Source organism: Leifsonia sp. Ger2509 (assembly GCF_055231915.1).
Genome location: NZ_JBUYVB010000003.1, coordinates 2,507,706 through 2,524,646, shown reverse-complemented (window position 1 = coordinate 2,524,646; position 16,941 = coordinate 2,507,706). Strand labels below are relative to the sequence as shown.

The window sequence follows — 16,941 nt, the reverse complement described above, 5'->3', positions numbered from 1 at the left end:
TCACGCCGTCTGCAGAGCGCGCATGCTCGCGCGGATCAGATCGTGCTGCTTGCGCACGAGCACGAGCGGGTCGACCTCGCCGAGCTCGGCGAACGCGTGGCCCTCCCACTCACTCGACCAGTAGCCCCGGTAGCCGCCCTCGACGAAGACGCGCACCAGTTCGGGGTAGTCGATGGCGGGCTCCTGCCCGTTCTCGTCGATGTCGTAGAACTTCGCGTGCACGTGCAGGATCTGCGGCATGATGTCCGTCCACTCGTGCGGGTCGACATGGCCGTGCATGTTGAACGCGAGATGGGCGAAGGAGCCGAGACGGCCCGGGTCGAAGCCGCGGCTGTTCAGGTAGGCGATGAACTCCTCCTGGCGGGCGCGCATCGGGGCGTCCGTGGCCCAGATCTCCTGCATCCGCTGCACCTCCTCATCCCCGAGCCCCGCACGTCGCACCGCACGCAGGAGGGTCGGCGACATGCTGTGCATGGTCGCCGAGAAGTCGGCGACGAACCCGAGCAGCGGGGAGTCTAGCTCGGCGTAGACGTCGCGCACGCGCAGGATCTCGGGGGCGTTCGGCCCCATCGGCGCGTGGATCTCGTATGCCAGCTTCAGGTCGAGTTCCTCGGCGACCGGCAGCAGGCGTCGCAGCAGTTCGGGCTTGGCCGACTGGATGCGCACGAGCGGGAAACCCAGCTTCTTGGCTCCCTGGAACAGCAGTTCGCTGAACTCGAACTCCTCGTCGGGTGTCATGTCGCGGTCGCGCCGGCGGCCCATGTCGAGGTTGGCGCCGAACGAGCTCGCGTCGAAACCGTGGCGGTCGAACGCCGCGCGCCAGGTGGAGACGAACTCGTCGGAGACGACGGGATAGGTCGGCAGCACCTGGGAGGCTACGATCTCGATGCCCGGGCCGATCCCGAGTTCTGCGACCCGGTCGAGCAGGCCGTCGAAGTCGAACCATCCCGCCCGGAACTCCGCACTCGCCGAGTAGAGCGTGAGCCCGAGTTTGAATGGATCCTCGTCGCTCGCCACGGGGGGCGCGACGATGCCGGTCTCGAGCGCCGGCGGCACCGCATCCCGGTCGGTCGCGGTCAGCGTCAGCCGCTGCTTCACGATGTTCGGCACGTACAGCCCGGGCCCGCCGTCCTGGCCGGGCGCGATCTGCATGTACGGCAGGCGCAGTTCGCCGAAGAGCTCGATCTCGTGGCTCTCACCGAGCGCGACGGCCGGGTCGCGACGCACGATGAGCAGCGGATGCGACTGCAGGTACCAGAGCACGTCGCTCTGCTGCGGCAGGTCCTGGATGCGGTAGCGCACGCCGTCGAGCTCGAAGGCGAGGTCCGCCTCCGGCACCTCGACGCCGTCGACGGTCAGACGGAACGTGCTCACCGACGACAGCCAGAGGCTGCGGTACCAGGGGATGGTGAGGGCGAGCGCGAAGCCGTCGGGATGGACGCGCAGGCTCGCGTCGTCGATGAGTCCGTTGGGCATGGTCAGCTCCTGTTCGTTCGTTCTTCCGCGATACTGCGGATGAGTGCGTGCTGTCTGCGCAGCTGGTCGGAGGCGCGGTAGGGCTCATGGTTGCCCTCGTACTCGCTCGACAGCCAGCCGGTGTAGCCGGAGTCGACGACGACGTCGATGATCTCCCGCCACGGGATGTAGTGGTCGACCAGGTCGTCGTCGACCTCGTAGAACTTCGCCTGGAAGTAGACGGTGTGCGCCATGACCTCGGCGAGGTCGGAGACGGGCACGAACGGCACCTGGGGCGGCCGGGCGCTCCCGTCGCCCATGCGGAAGGATGCGCTTCCGCCGGTGCGCGGATACGGCTTCAGCTCGAACACGCCCGTGTCGATGAGCAGGCCGAACTGCCCGGACCCGGTGCGCTCCTTGAACTCGAGGTACTCCTCGACCACCGACGACCTGATCACCGTCGGCCAGTGGATCTCGGGGCAGATAACGATGTCGAGGTCGGACGCGAGCTGCAGGTTGCGCTCGACGACCTCCTGCCAGATCGGATCGACGCGCAGGTCTTCGGAGATGACACCGATCTTGGGGCGCAGGAACGAGAAGCCCAGCTGCCCGGCGAGGCGCAGGTCCAGTTCGAGCTGCTCGACGCCCTCGGCGACGGTCATCCCGCGGCCGGGGAATCGCCGGGTGTCGAGCCAGGACCCGTAGAGGGTCGGCGTCAGGCCCAGGCGCTCATTGCGTGCGAACCACGTGTCGATCCAGGCGGTCGACGGATGCGGGTAGTCCTCGATGTGGGCCTCGCCCAGGATCTCGAGTCCGGTCGCGTCGAGGTCGGCCACGTCTTCGATGCAGTCCTCGACCGTCATCGTGACCCCGATGTCGTCGGTGTAGCTGTAGAGCGAGACTCCGAGGCCGAAGGGCAGGTCGTCGGTGCTCATTTGACGATCACCGCCTTGCGGGACGCGGTCCAGATCGACGGCTGCAACTCCTCGGGGATGTAGGACATGCGCAGGCGGAGAACGAGCGTGACATCGTGGATGCCCCGGCTCAGCCCACCGTCGCGCGGCACCGTCAGGACGGCGGCCCGACCCATCGGCCAGCGCACATCCGTCGACTCCTCGAGCTCCTCGAAGGTGTAGTCGCCGGACGGCAGGCCCCAGCGGATGCCCTGGCCGTCGAACTCCTCGCCGTCCACGATCACGGTCGGCCGTTCGATGAGGTTCGCCCAGAGTCCGCGGTAGTACGGACTCCGCACGCGCAGCTGGAACCCGGTGCGAGCGCGCTCGGCGCCCACGTTCCGGAACCCGGCGGTCTGTATGAGTTGTTCCTGAAGCATCCGCATCCTTTTCGTGTTCATCGTCCCCGCGTCAGCGGGAGACGTCGGCGGTCTCTCTCGCCGAGAGTTCCTCGGCAGCCTTGCGCGCGCCGCGGACGGCGATCGCGACGCTCATGAGCGTCGGGTTCATCGTCGTCGCGGTGGGGATCAGCGCGTTCCCGCCGACGACGAGGTTCTCGAACCCCCAGACCCGCGAGTACGGATCGGCCACCGATGTGCCGTCGTCCGTCTCGCCCATCCGCATCGTTCCCTGGTAGTGCAGGCTCGACCCGTTCGGCAGCAGCCGGGGTTCGGCGACGAAGGTCCCCAGTGCCCCGCCGGCGCGCCGGAGCCGGCCCGTCGCATCCTCGATCTCGCCCAGTTCGTGCTCGGTGAGCTCATACGAGATGGTCATGTTGGGAAAGCCACGGTAGTCGGGCTCGCCGTCGTCGAACGTCACCGCGTCCTCGTACCGGGGCCGTTTGCGCATCCCGTAGCCCACGTTCACGTAACCCCACCGGTTGCCCGCCGCCGGGTGCTCCGGGTCGAGCTGGAACGGCGGGTTCTCGGCGTACATCACCTGCAGCGAGAACGGGTGCCCGGGCTCGGAGAAGGGGATGCGGTTCACAGCCGCAACGGGATCCGCCGGATTCGCCGAGCGGCGCTCCAGTTCTTCGGCGAGCTGCTCCTCGGTGGCGAATCGGCTCATGCCGCCGGCGTCGAGCGCGACGGTCGAGATGACCACCGGATGCTCGGTCAGGTAGTGGCCGAGGGCTCGGGGGCGGATGCCGGAAGCCCAGAGCAGCTGCGGCGAGCGGAACGCGTCGGCGGCGACGACGACGAGGTCGGCGGCGACCGTGTAGGTCTCGTGACGGCGCAGATCTTCGACCGTGACCCCGGTGACCCGGCCATCCGACTGCTCGATCCGGCGCACGAGCGAGAGGTCCCGCAGTTCGAAACGCTCGGACAGGGGGCTCTCCGGGTCGATCAGCGGGCCGAGCACGACATCCGCTCCCGCCCAGCGCATCGAGCCGTCCGGCTGGGGGTCGCCGGAGACCGGCAGGGTGCCGGGGCCGAACCCGTCGGGAAGCTCACCCGCGAACTCCTCCGCCAGGAGCGACCGGATGGCGCCCCCCACGGCCGAGTCCGCGAACGCGGCCTGTTGCACGTGCAGAAGCTGGGCGGCTTCGGCGATGAGGCCCTCCCACTCCGCGTCGGAGATGAACGGGATGCGCTCACTGAACGACGGGCTGGGCGTCGCGCAGGTCCAGTGCGCCCCCATCCCGCCCACGTTGGTCGACGCGGCGGCGGCGGGGAACGATGCGGCGTGCGCGGAGCCCTCGCCCCCGAAGTCGAGCAGGTGCGTGCCGCCACGAGCCGTGAACATCCCCTCGACCACCGTCGACGACGGAATGCCGAGCGACTCGCGGAGCGACCCGGCCTGCGGCCCCTGCGAGAGCTCCCGCGCCCGCTCCTTCTCGTCGGGGTCGGCGATGTTGCGGATGCTCTCGCCGGCGATCGCGGTGAGCTGCGGGCCCGCTTCGAACATGACCACGCGGGCCGTCGGCACGGCCTCGAGCAGGACCCGGGCGTAGGCGGATCCGATGGGCCCGCTGCCGACGATGGCGATGGTGGGGGAGGTGGACATGGCGTTCTCCTGCGTTTCAGACGGCAATGGTTTGGGCTTCCGGGTCGGTGCGCGGTTCCTGCTCGTCGGACAACCGTCCGTTCGGCAGGAGGATCGACGCGACGATCCCGACCGCGTAGGTGGCGGCGAGCGCCACGAAGATCGGGACGAACACGTCGCGATAGGCGTGGGCGATGATGAGCTGGAACTGCGGCGATTGCGCGTGCACGATCGCGGGTGTGAGGGTCGCGGTGTCCGTACCGCCGGGCAGCAGCGCGACGACGCCCACGCCGATGATGCCGCCGATGATCGCCGTGGCGACGGTGGACCCGACCTGGCGCACGAGGTTCACGCTCGCGGTGATCGTTCCGGTCTCCGACCGCGGAACGGCACTCTGCACGACGGCCACGATGAGGCTCATGAACGCACCGGTCCCGAGGCCGACGACGGCCATCACCAGCATGGGCGCCCAGAGCGGAGCCCCCAGTGGCAGGAACGCCATGGCGATCAGGCCGACGGCACCCAGGGTCGTGCCGACCAGCGGGAAGATGCGGAAGTGTCCCGTGCGGCTGGCGAGCCATCCGGTCAGGAGGTTGCTCACCAGCATCCCGAACACGGTAGCGATCGGGACGAGCCCCGACACGGTGGCCGACGTACGGTACGCCATCTGGAAGTACGTGGGCAGGTAGGCGGTGATCGAGAAGAGGCCGACGCCGACGATCGCGGAGATCACCGTTCCGGCCGCGACGGTGCGATCGGCGAAGAGCCGCAAGGGGACGAGCGGGTCCGCGACGCGGAGTTCGATGTGGAAGAACCAGGCGAAGGCGAGAACGGCGAAGATGAATGCCGCGATCGCCGGGACCGCCAGGGAGCGGTCGCCGAACCAGGTCACCGCCAGCACGAGCGAGACGAGCCCGACGGTCAGCGCGACCGATCCGGCGATGTCGAACTTCGCGGAGCGGCCGGTCGGGATGTGCGGGATCGCGACGATCGCGAGCAGCAGGGCGACCGCGCCCACGGGAGCGTTGATCCAGAAGATCCAGGGCCATCCCCAGTAGTCGGTGATGAGGCCGCCGAGCACGGGGCCGATGAGGATGGCGATGGGGAAGGCGGCACCGATGATGGCGAGGTATTTCGGCCGCTCCCTCGGCGTCGTGGCTTCGGCGATGATCGTCTGCGACATCAGCTGGATGCCGGCGGAGCTCATCCCCTGGACCACCCGGGCGAGGATCAGCCAGAGGAAGCTGTCGGCGAACCCGCAGGCGATCGACGCGAGGATGAACACCGTCACCGAGGTGAGGAAGACCGCGCGCGGCCCGACGCGATCCCCGAGTTTGCCGAGGATCGGGAGGAGCGCCGTGCTGGCGAGGGTGTAGCCGACGACGATCCAGCTCATGTGCTCGAGCGCGCCGAGCTGCCCTGCGACGGTGGCGATGGCCGTGCTCACGACGGTGTTGTCGAGCGCACCGAGAAAGGAGACGGCAAGGAGGGAGACGACGAGGAGGCGGAACCGGAGGGGAGACAGTGTCATTCGCGAAGCCCGAACGATCGGGCAGTCGACGCGACGGTTTGTGCCCTCGCCGCAACGTCACGGAGAGGAACGGGCGCGTGGCCCCGACGTCATGTCGATTCTATGCAATCTTTAGTCTAATTTCAACCTAAGCGTTGGTGATCGAGTGCGACTACGTTATGGTAGTCAACCTGATCGACTACGATATGGTAGTCGATGGAAATGACTACGATATCGTAGTCAAACCAAACGACTACGATATGGTAGTCACGATTGGGGCGAACGGTGCAACTTCAGGGAAATATCGAGTCAGCCGAAGACCTCGGCCGATTCCTTCAGCAAGGTCGCTTGTTGACCGGCCTGTCGCAGCGCGGTCTGGCCGACAGAATGGGGGTCAGCCAGCGGTACGTCTGGGAGATGGAATCAGGCAAGCCGTCCGTCTTCATGGATCGGCTGTTCGATTACCTGCGTGAGACGAACGTGCATCTCATTGCCGAACTCACCGACGATCGCGACGCCCACTGATGGCCGACCTCATCGTCGAACTGTACGGTCACCCGGTGGGAACTCTGGTCGGCACGAACCCGCGCACCTTCGATTTCACAACCGACAGGGCGGCATTCGAGCACTTCCCGCTCGGTGCCCGGATCCTTTCGCAATCCGTACCCCTCGACCTCATCGGTAACCGGAGCCAAGCCGCGAAACGACGCAACTATTTCAGTGAACTCCTGCCGGAGGGCCATCTGTACACGTACCTTCGAAACCAGGGCGGCATCGCCGACGGCGACACGATAGGAATGCTGTCGGCATACGGGCGCGACGTCGCCGGTGCACTCCAGATCTACGATCCAGGCAGACCCGGGGAGCCGAGAACGCCATTCGTCGTCGACGTGGACGACCGCGAGATCGGAGAACTCCTTCGCAACGCACGCTCGTCTCCGTTGGGCAATGCGAAGCGAACGGGCAAGTCGCTGATCAACGGGGTGCAGGAGAAGATCGTGCTGGTGCGTTCCGGAACGGGCTGGCAGCGTCCGAACGACGGCTACGCCTCGACCCACATACTCAAGCCGCAACGTGACGTGCATGACACGACCATCGTCGACGAAGAGTACGGTGCGCGGATCGCCCGAGGCATCGGCCTCCTTCATTACAGCACCGCGATCGAGGCATTCGATGGGATCGCGACACTCGTTATCGAACGCTACGATCGGTCGCCGAACAGCCCGGATGGGCGCATCCACCAGGAAGACATGAACCAGGTCCTCGGCGCGAGCCGTGATGAGAAATACCAGAAATTCGGGGGCAAGATGACCCTGAAACGGATAGCCGAGACATTCCTCAAGCTCGGCGACCTCGATTCGACCGAACGGCTGGCGAAGTTCAACGCGCTCGCTGTGACGGTTGGAAACCTCGACATGCACGGGAAGAACATTTCGGTGCTCCATCCGTACAACGCGCGGGAGACACTCGCGCCCGCATACGACGTCGTTCCGATGGCCCATCGGGACAATGACCGTCAGATGGCGTTGGCGGTCAACGACAAGTATCGCCACGCCGACATCACCCTGGCCGACCTCATCGTGGAGTCCACCGGCTGGGGGCTCCCCGATCCCGAAGGACTCATCCGCGAGACGGTGTCCGCTGTCCGTGATGTCGTCGACAATGAGACGCCACTGGCCGGTGCATACCCAGAACTCCGGTCAGAGATCCGTCATTTCGCGAACAATCTGCTCACGGGCAAGCCAGCAGGACAGGCGGAGCGCTAGCCAGTAGCGAACTCGCTCCTGCGCGCGTTCTACAGTGGGGCCATGACGACAGCGCGACTTTCGGCCTGGGCGGTGGCAGGCATCCCGGAGGTCGCCTCCGGCGACGACCTGACCCTGCTCATCGGCGACGCGCTCGCCGCCGGAGCTCCCGAGGACCGGGTGCGGGCCGGCGACATCGTCGTGGTGACGAGCAAGATCGTGTCGAAGGCCGAAGGCCGCTTCGTGCGGGCGGATGACCGCGAGCAGGCGATCACGGATGAGACGGTGCGCGTCGTTGCGACCCGCGTCACCGGTGACCACGTCACCCGTATCGTCGAGAACCGTCTCGGCATCGTGGGAGCTGCAGCCGGGGTGGATGCCAGCAATACGCCGGAAGGGACAGTGCTGCTGCTGCCGCTCGATCCTGACGCGTCGGCTGTGGCCCTCTGCGTCGCGCTGCGGGAACGGTTCGGCGTCGACGTCGGCGTGATCGTGAGCGACACGCTCGGGCGTGCCTGGCGCGTCGGCCAGACCGATGTCGCGATCGGGGCGGCGGGTGTGCTGGTCACCGACGACCTGCGGGGCTCGACGGATGCGGACGGCCGGCCTCTCGGCGTGACCCAGCCGGTCGTCGCCGACGAGATCGCCGCGTTGACCGACCTGGTGAAGGGGAAGTCCAGCGGGCTGCCGGTGGCCGTGGTGCGGGGACTCGGCCGCTACGTCACCAGCGTCGACGCTCCGGGAGCGAGAACGCTGGTGCGCACCGGGCCGACGGACATGTTCCGGCTGGGAACTGAGGAGGCCCTCGCCGAGGGCTTTGCGCGCGGGTTCGAGGCGGGACGGGCATCCGAGTGAACCGGTGGGCGGTGGTCGTGCCGTTCAAGGGGACGACGGATGCGAAGAGCCGGCTGTCCGCATCCTTGGGCGATGACGAGCGGGCCGCGCTCGCGCTCGCGTTCCTGGTCGACACCGTCGGTGCCGTGCGTGCGACGCCAGGCGTGTCGAGCGTGCTCGTGGTCTCGAACCGGGCGGGGCTCGCCGCTCAGCTCGCGGGCGGGGCCGCTGCCGCCGACGCCGACGCCGCCGCTACCGCCCCGGCACCCGGCCGTGCCGGGGCGGACGTGGTGGTGCTGGCCGATCCGGGCGGCGGCATCAATGCAGCGATCGCGGTGGGTCTGGCCCACGTTCGTGCGGCCTGCCATGACCTCGGCGCGGCTCGCGACACCGGCGACCTCGGTACGGCTGCCATCACCGGCGACCTCGCCGCACTGCGTCCCGCCGACCTCGCCCAGGCCCTGGCGCTCGCCGAATCCGCAGCCGCGACCGGCGACCGCCGCGCGTTCGTTCCCGACCGCGAGGGTTCCGGGACCACGATGGTCACCTTCGCACCCGGCGCCGACGCGCCGACGCACTTCGGCCCCGGGTCCGCCGCCGCCCACACGGCCGCAGGCTTCCGAGCCCTCGCGGTTCCGGCCGCGTCGTCGCTGCGGCTCGACATCGACGACGCCGACGACCTCGAACGTGCGAGGCTGCTCGGCGTCGGCGAGGCGACGCGGGCGGTGCTGGCCCGACGGGTCACGCCGCGTTCATCCGATCCCGCCACGCCACCAGTTCGCGCGCCTGGCGCAGGTCGAGGTCGAGCCCGCTGATCCCGAGCGTGAAGAGTCGCGCACCCAGCGCATGCTGCGCCTCGATGGGCTCGAGCGAACCGAGTGTTCCATCGTGGGTCCGCCGCACCCCGGTCGAGATCTCGATCTCCGACATGTCGCGGCCGACGCGATCGCACCACTCCTGAAGCACTCCGAGCTTGCGTTCCAGGGTCTCAGCATCGCTGAAGCTGTGCCAGGTGTCGGCGTACTGGGCGACGATGCGCAGCGTCTTCTTCTCGCCGCCGCCGCCGATGAGCACGGGGATCGAACGGGTCGGAGCGGGATTCAGCCGCTCCCATCGCGAATGGATCCGCGGGAGGGCTTCGGCCAGCGCGTCGAGTCGCAGCCCGGGCGTGCCGAACGTGTAGCCGTACGCCTCGTAGTCGCGTTCGAACCACCCGGAGCCGATGCCGAGGATGAGCCGCCCGGTGTCGCCGCCGTGCGCGCTGATGTGGTCGACCGTGCGGGCCATGTCGGCCAGCAGGTCAGGGTTGCGGTACGAGTTGCAGGTGACGAGGGCACCGATCTGGATCCGGCTGGTCTGCTCTGCCCAGGCGGCCAGCATCGTCCAGCACTCGAAGTGCAGGCCTTCCGAGTCGCCCGAGAGCGGAAAGAAGTGGTCCCAGTTGAAGGCGATGTCGACACCGAGGTCTTCGATGGCGGCGAGGGTGTCGCGGAGTTGGGCGTAGGTGGCGTGCTGCGGCGCGAGCTGCACTCCGATGCGGACGGGTCGGTCGGTCATGGTGTTCCTCCGAGTGTGTTGGCGGTCGGTCGGTCGTAGGCGGGGCGGGCAGCGTGGAGCGCGTGGGCGGCGATCGCGGCGGTCGCGGGCGCGTCGTGCATCCAGAGCGGATGGGCCGACGCGCTGATCCCCGCCGCCTGCAGGTCGGGGACGAGGCCGGCATCCGTCTCGTCGACGAGCCACGCGTCGAGGAGGCCGCCGTCGGCCCGCGAGCCGTAGAAGCGGGCGACGCCGAGGGCGGTCGACTCCACCCCGACGATGTCGAGGCACCGGTCGGCCATCCCGCGCACGACGTTCCCGCTGATGATCGGCGAGACCCCCACCACGCGGGCGCTCGTGTCGCGCAGCGCGTCGCGCACCCCGGGGACGGCCAGGATGGTGCCGACGGAGACGACCGGATTCGACGGCGGGATGATGACGACATCGGCGTCGCGGATTGCGTCCAGCACGCCCGGGGCGGCGCTCGCCCGCTCCAGCCCGACCTGAACGAAACCTGTGGCCGGAGCCGTCGCGCGGTAGCGCACCCACCACTCCTCGAAGTGGATGAGGTCGCCGGCCCGGTGCTCGTCGACGTCGGCCGCGAGACGCACGTTCGTCTCGACCGGGTCGTCGCTCATCGGGAGGAGCCGCGCGCCCGGCTGCCAGCGCCGCGCGAGAATGTCGGTGGCCTCGCTGAGCGTGTGACCGGACCGCAGCAGGTCGGTGCGCACGATGTGGGTACCCAGGTCGAGGTCGCCGAGGGTGAACCAGTCCCAGCCGGCTCCGTAGGCCGCGATCTCGGCAGAGGTGCGGCGCGTCTCGTCCGCGCGCCCCCATCCCTGGTCTTCGGCGATGCCGCCGCCGAGCGTGTACATGACGGTGTCGAGGTCGGGGCAGATGCGCAGGCCGGTCAGCCACATGTCGTCGCCGGTGTTGACGACGACCGTGACAGGCATGGCCGAGCCCGCGCCGTCGGCGGCCGGATACGCGGACTCGAGGTGCGCGAGCAGCCCGCGCGTGAAGCGGGCGCCGCCGACACCGCCGGCCAGAACGGTGATCCCGGTCATCGGGTCAGCGCCGTGCCGTGCCGCTCGCGCAGGCGGGGCAGGATCTCCGCGCCGTACAACTCGAGAAAACGCTCCTGGTCGGGACCCGGCCCGTGGAACACGAGATGCCGGAAGCCGAGCGCGATGTACTCCTCGATGCGTTCGACGTGCTCGTCGGGGTCGGAACCGACGATCCAGCGCGAGGCGGCGCGTTCGATGGGCAGCGCATCCGCCAGCCGCTGCATCTCGCGCGGGTCGTCGACGCTCATCTTCTCCTCGGGGGTGAGCGCGAGCGGCGCCCAGTGCCGGGTGTCCTGCAGCGCCCGTTCGCCGTCCCGGTCGAACGAGACCTTCATCTCGATGAGCGTGTCCACGTCGTCCCTGGTGCGGCCGCCCTTCGCGATGCCGTCCTCGAGCGCAGGCAGCAGCGTCTCGGTGTAGAGGGTGCGGTCTTTGCCCGACGTCGTGATGTAGCCGGAGGCCATGCGCCCGGCGAGCCGTGTCGCCGCGGGACCCGATGCTCCGATGTAGATCGGCACCGGCGAATCGGGCTTGTCGTAGATGGTCGCGTTGTCGGTGCGGTAGAAGTCGCCCGCGAACGTCACGCCGTCTTCGGTCCACAGCTTCTCGATCAGGGTAACCGCTTCTTTGAGACGGGCGAAGCGTTCCTTGACCTCGGGCCATTCGATGCCGAGCACGACTTCGTTGAGCGCTTCGCCGGTCCCGACCCCGAGCACGACCCGGCCGGGGAAGAGTGAGCCGAGCGTCGCGAACGCCTGGGCCACGACGGCCGGGTGGTAGCGGAACGACGGTGTCAGCACCGAGGTGCCGAGAAGGATGCGTTCCGTGCTCGCCCCGAGCGCGCCCAGCCACGGGATGGCGGCCGGCGCGTGGCCGCCTTCGTGGTTCCACGGCTGGAAATGGTCGGAGACGAAGACGGAGTCGAAGCCCGCTCGCTCCGCCAGCACTCCGTACTTCAGCAGCTCGCTCGGGCCGAACTGCTCCGCGGAGGCCTTGTAGCCGAAACGCAGGGGGATGGGCACGGTGGTTCTCCTCGGTTCTCGATCGGTTCAGGTGGTCGTCAGCGGGGCCGGCGTGTACGGGCTCAGTGAGAACGCACCGTTGCGCTCGCGGAAGGTGTGCGCGTAGCCGGGCCAGAGCAGGGTGAGCCGGCCGGTGCGTCCGTCGCGGTACCAGCTCTCGCATCCGCCTGTCATCCACACGGTCGTGGCGGCCAGCTCGTCGATCAGCGCGGTGTACTCGTCTTCCGCCTGCCGGCTGACCTCGAGCACCATGTCGCTGTCGGCCTCGAGGTGGTCGAGCGCACCGAGGATGTAGTCGAGCTGGGTCTCGATCATGTAGATCGCCGAGTTGTGGCCGAGACCTGCGTTGGGGCCGTTGACGACGAAGAGGTTCGGGAAGCCGCTGACGACCGTCGACGCATACGCCGTCATGCCGCCGGCCCAGTGCCGGGCCAGCGGTTCGCCGCCGATCCCGCGGACGATCCGCGCGTACGGCTGCTGAGCCGCGTGGAACCCGGTGGCGAAGATCACGGCATCGACCTCGTGCCGGGCACCGTTCGCGGTGACGAGGGTGTTGCCCTCCACGGCTGCGAGCGCCGAGGCCTCGACGCTCACCGTCGGACGGATCAGCGCCGGGTAGTACTCGTTCGAGATGAGTACGCGCTTGCAGCCGATCTCGTAGTGCGGCGTGAGTTTCGCGCGCAGCTCAGGGTCGGGCACCTGCGCCGCGAGGTGGCCGAGCGCGCGCCTCCGCGCGGCATCGACCGCCTCAGGCACGCCCGCGCGCTGGGCGAAGGCCTCCTCGGCGCTCCAGAACAGCTCGGACCGGAGGCGGGTGAGCTCGTCGGGGTCGCGCTCGAACAGCGCCTGCTCGGCGTCGGTGTACTGGTGCTCGTCGCGCGGGATGACATAGGGCGCGCTCCGCTGCAGCACCACCAGTTCGCGCGCGACCTCCGCGAGCCGCGGAACGAGCTGGATGGCCGAGGCCCCCGATCCGACGACCGCGACCCGCTTGCCGGCCAGGTCGGCGTCGTGATCCCAGCGGGCCGAGTGGAACATCGGGCCGCGGAAGGTGTCGAGCCCCGGCACCTCCGGGATGCGCGGCTCGGTCAGCCGCCCGCAGGCGAGGACGAGGGTGCGGGCCGTGAACGCGCCGCGACTCGTGCGGAGTTCCCAGCGCCCACGCAGCGCATCCCAGGTCATGGCGTCGACATCCGTACCGAGCCGCAGGTGGTCGGCGAGCCCCTCCTCGTCCGCTCCCCTGACGAGGTAGTCGCGGATCTCGGCGCCCGCCGAGAAGAACGACGACCAGCGCGGGTTCGGCCGGAACGACCACGAGTACAGGTGCGAGGGCACGTCGCATGCGACGCCGGGATACGTGTTGTCACGCCAGGTGCCGCCGACCGCATCCGCACGCTCGAGGATCAGGAAGGAGCTCGCCCCCCGGCGCTTCAGGCGGATGCCGAGGCCGAGCCCCGCGAAACCCGCACCGACGATCGCGACGTCGACATCGGTCATGCGCGGGCCACCCGCTTGCGCTCATCCGTCGGATCGCCGTAGGTCGTCGTGCGCTGGCGCACGGGTCGCGAGAGCGATCGGGCGATTCGGTCGACGTCCGCCGGAAGGAGTTCGTGGCCGTGCTCGACTCCGGCCTCGGGAAGGACACGCCCGTCGAGGAGGGTGCCGCCGAGGTCGTCGGCTCCGCTCTGCAGCATCAGCGCGGCCTCCGCGAACCCCAGCCGGGTCCACGGAGTCTGGATGTGGTCGATGTGCCCGTGGAGCATGAGGCGGGCGACCGCGTGGACGCGGCGGTGCTCATCCGACTCCCGTCCCGCCGGGCCACCCTGGGAGCCGAGCGCGGGCATCGGCACCAACTCGGTGAAGCCGCCCGTCTCCTCCTGGATCGCGATGAGACGCCGGAGGTGGGCAACCCGGTCGGCCGCTGACTCGCCGTTGCCGTAGACCATCACCGAGGTCGAACGGAACCCGGCCCGATGTGCGGCGGTGACGATCGAGATCCAGCGGTCGACGGCGAGATCGCCCGGTGCGACCCGCCGGCGCACGGCGTCGTCGAGGATCTTCACGCCGGTGCCCGGGATGGTGTCGACACCCGCTTCACGGAGGGCCGCGAGGTAGTCACGGTCGTCGAGGCCGAGCCGAGCGGCACCGTCCGCGATGTCGGCCGGGCGGAACGCGTGCAGGTGCAGCTCGGGCCGCGTGGCCTTCACGACACGGGCCACTCGCAGGTACGAGTCGGCGGGGAGCGCACCCGGGATCAGGCCCTGCACGCAGAGCTCGGTCGCGCCCAGCTCCCACGCGTCGTCCACGACCGCGGCCAGCGTCTCGAGCGTGAGCGCGTCCGTACCGTGCGCGTCGGTGAGATTCGACGTGGTGACGTTGCGGTTGACGACGAAGCTGATCGCCTCGCCGACTGTGTACCGGCGTAGGTCGTTGGCGAGCGCGGCCAGGGTGTCGAGGTCGTCGCCGTCGGCGGCCATCAGCTCGGCGTACTCACGGTCGGTGAGCGCGGCCGGAGAGGACGCGGCGCGAGACAGCGCCGACCGCACGGGCGAGGTGTGGACGGTGACCGAGCGCGCTCGGGTCGACCATCCGCGAGCATAGCCCGGCGTCGCGCGGGCGTCCTCATCGGCGAGCAGGCTGCCGGGGTCGGCGAGGGCTTCGACCCGCGGAAGCACGGCGGCGTCGATCCATTCGCCGGCATCCCGGATGTACGGCGGATGCACCGTGAGCCGCTCGGTCAGCCGGAAGCCCTCGCGCCGGGTGAGCTCGGCCAGCTCGACGATCTGCGGCCACGGCCGCTCCGGGTTCACGTGGTCCGCGGTGAGCGGACTCACGCCGCCCCAGTCGTCGGCCCCCGCACGCAGGAGGAGGCCGAGCTCGCTCGCATCCGAGAGGTTCGGGGGCACCTGGATGCGCGCATCCGACCCCATCACCAGGCGCGCGGCCGCCACGGTCGCCGCGTACTCGGCCAGGCCGAGGTCGTCGTCGTTCTGCATCGCGGTGGCCGGCTTCGACCGGAAGTTCTGCACGATGATCTCCTGCAGGTGACCGAAGCGGTCCTGGATGTCTCGCAGCGCGACCAGCGACTCCGCACGTTCGCGGGTCGTCTCACCGATCCCGACCAAGAGGCCGGTGGTCAGCGGGATGCGCGCCCGCCCCGCATCCTCGAGCACCTGCAGGCGCACCGCCGGGTCCTTGTCCGGCGAGCCGAAATGCACCTCGCCCTTCTCCGCCCAGAGCCGGTGCGAGGTGGTCTCGAGCATCATCCCCATCGACGGAGCGACCGGGCGCAGCCAGGCGAGCTCGTCGGCGGTCATCACGCCGGGGTTCAGGTGCGGGAGCAGCCCGGTCTCGTCGAGCACCAGCTGGGCCATCTCCCGCACGTAGTGCAGGGTCGACGCGTAGCCGTGCTCATCGAGCCAGGCGCGTGCATCCGGCCAGCGGTCCTCCGGCCGGTCGCCGAGGGTGAAGAGCGCCTCCTTGCATCCCATCGACGCGCCCAGCCGGGCGACGTCGAGGATCTGCTCGGGCGACATGTAGAGCGGCTTGCCCTTGGTCGCCAGCTTGCCGGGGGTGTCCACGAAGATGCAGTAGTGGCAGCGGTCGCGGCACAGGGTCGTGATCGGCAGGAAGACCTTCTTCGAGAAGGTGATCACGCCGGGGCGGCCCGCGCGGGCCAGCCCCTCGTCGCGCAGGCGGGCGGATGCGTCGAGCAGGCGCTGCAGGTCGGCGCCCGTCGCGCAGACCAGCGCCTCCGCCTCCTCGACCGTGAGCCGCTCGCCGCTGAGAGCGCGGTCGATCGCGAGCCTCGCAGGATTCCGGACATCCATTGCGACAGGCTACCTCTCGAAGGTGTCGCTGAAGCGAGTGGAGTGCACATCTGCGCATTGCGCTCCGCGGGTTGTGGCAGTAGTCATAGAGGACATCAGCGAAGTGTTCCAACCACCGGCGGAGGCAGCACATGGCAATCGTTCGAGCAGCAATCACCCAGACGACGTGGACGGGCGACAAGGAGTCGATGCTCGCCAAGCACGAACAGTTCGCGCGCGATGCCGCCGCGGACGGCGCCCAGGTGATCTGCTTCCAGGAACTGTTCTACGGGCCGTACTTCGGCATCACGCAGGATGCGAAGTACTACGACTACGCGGAAGCCGCCGACGGCTCGATCGTCCAGCGCTTCGCGGCGCTCGCGAAAGAACTGAACCTGGTCATGGTGCTTCCCATCTACGAAGAGGACATGCCGGGGGTGTACTACAACACGGCCGTCGTCGTCGACGCCGACGGCACGATCCTCGGCAAGTACCGCAAACACCACCTGCCCAACCTCGACAAGTTCTGGGAGAAGTTCTACTTCCGCCCCGGCAACCTCGGCTACCCGGTGTTCCACACCGCGGTCGGCCCGATCGGCGTCTACATCTGCTACGACCGGCACTTCCCCGAGGGCTGGCGGGAGCTGGGCCTCAACGGCGCCGAGATCGTCTTCAACCCGAACGCGACGAAGCCCGGCCTGTCCAACCGGCTGTGGGAGCTCGAGCAGCCGGCGGCCGCGGCCGCGAACGGCTACTTCGTCGCCGCCCCGAACCGCGTCGGCAGGGAGGACAACGAGTACGGCGACCTCGCCGTCACCTTCTACGGGATGAGCCAGTTCGCCGACCCGCAGGGCAACATCGTCGGCGGCTACGGCAGCGGCGAGCACGAGGAGGTCGTCATCCGCGACCTCGACCTCGACATGGTGCGCGAGGTGCGCAACGCGTGGCAGTTCTATCGCGACCGCCGCCCCGACTCCTACACCTCCATCCCCAAGCCCTGACGGCCGCACCGCACAACGGACGC

The 16,941-nt window shown here is 69.0% G+C and carries 15 protein-coding genes; 5 read left to right on the top strand and 10 right to left on the bottom strand.

Going from position 1 to position 16,941, the window contains the following annotated elements:
• The 5 genes from ACV7NN_RS12490 to ACV7NN_RS12470 are packed head-to-tail and all read right to left on the bottom strand — an operon-like array spanning window position 1 to window position 5,925.
• Window positions 1–1,476 (bottom strand): C-glycoside deglycosidase beta subunit domain-containing protein, encoded by a 1,476-nt coding sequence (locus tag ACV7NN_RS12490; protein ID WP_463349897.1) that lies wholly within the window; start codon window positions 1,474–1,476, stop codon window positions 1–3.
• A gap of 2 nt (window positions 1,477–1,478) precedes the next feature.
• Window positions 1,479–2,390, bottom strand: coding sequence for a sugar phosphate isomerase/epimerase family protein (locus ACV7NN_RS12485; RefSeq protein WP_463349896.1), 912 nt, complete (start codon window positions 2,388–2,390; stop codon window positions 1,479–1,481).
• On the bottom strand, window positions 2,387–2,788 hold the full coding sequence (locus tag ACV7NN_RS12480; protein WP_463349895.1) for a C-glycoside deglycosidase beta subunit domain-containing protein: 402 nt from the start codon (window positions 2,786–2,788) through the stop codon (window positions 2,387–2,389). Before ACV7NN_RS12480 ends, ACV7NN_RS12485 begins: the two co-directional genes overlap by 4 nt.
• A gap of 31 nt (window positions 2,789–2,819) precedes the next feature.
• Entirely contained in the window at window positions 2,820–4,415 is a 1,596-nt protein-coding gene (locus ACV7NN_RS12475; RefSeq protein ID WP_463349894.1) for a GMC oxidoreductase, read from the bottom strand.
• 16 nt (window positions 4,416–4,431) lie between these two features.
• Complete coding sequence (locus tag ACV7NN_RS12470; RefSeq protein WP_463349893.1) at window positions 4,432–5,925, bottom strand: MFS transporter; 1,494 nt, start codon at window positions 5,923–5,925, stop codon at window positions 4,432–4,434.
• Window positions 5,926–6,189: 264 nt separating this feature from the next.
• Here ACV7NN_RS12470 and ACV7NN_RS12465 point away from each other — a divergent pair, with 264 nt between their 5' ends.
• Genes ACV7NN_RS12465 through cofC form a run of 4 tightly spaced genes read left to right on the top strand, consistent with a single transcriptional unit; the run spans window position 6,190 to window position 9,298 of the window.
• Window positions 6,190–6,429, top strand: a complete 240-nt coding sequence (locus ACV7NN_RS12465) for a helix-turn-helix domain-containing protein (protein WP_463349892.1) — start codon at window positions 6,190–6,192, stop codon at window positions 6,427–6,429.
• Window positions 6,429–7,670: a type II toxin-antitoxin system HipA family toxin gene (locus ACV7NN_RS12460; protein WP_463349891.1), complete on the top strand. Its 1,242-nt coding sequence runs from the start codon at window positions 6,429–6,431 to the stop codon at window positions 7,668–7,670. The genes ACV7NN_RS12465 and ACV7NN_RS12460 overlap by 1 nt, the downstream gene beginning before the upstream one ends.
• Before the next feature lie 42 nt (window positions 7,671–7,712).
• On the top strand, window positions 7,713–8,504 hold the full coding sequence (gene cofE, locus ACV7NN_RS12455; RefSeq protein WP_463349890.1) for a coenzyme F420-0:L-glutamate ligase: 792 nt from the start codon (window positions 7,713–7,715) through the stop codon (window positions 8,502–8,504).
• Complete coding sequence (gene cofC, locus ACV7NN_RS12450) at window positions 8,501–9,298, top strand: 2-phospho-L-lactate guanylyltransferase (RefSeq protein ID WP_463349889.1); 798 nt, start codon at window positions 8,501–8,503, stop codon at window positions 9,296–9,298. The genes cofE and cofC overlap by 4 nt, the downstream gene beginning before the upstream one ends.
• Here the strand turns inward: cofC and ACV7NN_RS12445 are convergent.
• From ACV7NN_RS12445 to cofG, 5 genes are read right to left on the bottom strand one after another with little or no spacing between them, the layout of a single operon-like run.
• Window positions 9,225–10,040: an LLM class F420-dependent oxidoreductase gene (locus ACV7NN_RS12445; protein ID WP_463349888.1), complete on the bottom strand. Its 816-nt coding sequence runs from the start codon at window positions 10,038–10,040 to the stop codon at window positions 9,225–9,227. The two genes, cofC and ACV7NN_RS12445, sit on opposite strands and share 74 nt — an antisense overlap.
• Window positions 10,037–11,086, bottom strand: a complete 1,050-nt coding sequence (cofD, locus tag ACV7NN_RS12440) for a 2-phospho-L-lactate transferase (RefSeq protein ID WP_463349887.1) — start codon at window positions 11,084–11,086, stop codon at window positions 10,037–10,039. Before cofD ends, ACV7NN_RS12445 begins: the two co-directional genes overlap by 4 nt.
• The gene (gene fgd, locus ACV7NN_RS12435; protein WP_463349886.1) at window positions 11,083–12,108 is read right to left on the bottom strand and encodes a glucose-6-phosphate dehydrogenase (coenzyme-F420); all 1,026 of its coding nucleotides are present in this window, start codon (window positions 12,106–12,108) and stop codon (window positions 11,083–11,085) included. Before fgd ends, cofD begins: the two co-directional genes overlap by 4 nt.
• A gap of 27 nt (window positions 12,109–12,135) precedes the next feature.
• Complete coding sequence (locus ACV7NN_RS12430; RefSeq protein WP_463349885.1) at window positions 12,136–13,605, bottom strand: flavin-containing monooxygenase; 1,470 nt, start codon at window positions 13,603–13,605, stop codon at window positions 12,136–12,138.
• Window positions 13,602–15,938 (bottom strand): 7,8-didemethyl-8-hydroxy-5-deazariboflavin synthase CofG, encoded by a 2,337-nt coding sequence (gene cofG / locus ACV7NN_RS12425; RefSeq protein WP_463349884.1) that lies wholly within the window; start codon window positions 15,936–15,938, stop codon window positions 13,602–13,604. The genes ACV7NN_RS12430 and cofG overlap by 4 nt, the downstream gene beginning before the upstream one ends.
• Before the next feature lie 131 nt (window positions 15,939–16,069).
• On the opposite strand from cofG, the gene ACV7NN_RS12420 reads away from it, so the two are divergent.
• Window positions 16,070–16,918 (top strand): nitrilase-related carbon-nitrogen hydrolase, encoded by an 849-nt coding sequence (locus ACV7NN_RS12420; protein WP_463349883.1) that lies wholly within the window; start codon window positions 16,070–16,072, stop codon window positions 16,916–16,918.
• Window positions 16,919–16,941 lie beyond the last annotated feature (23 nt).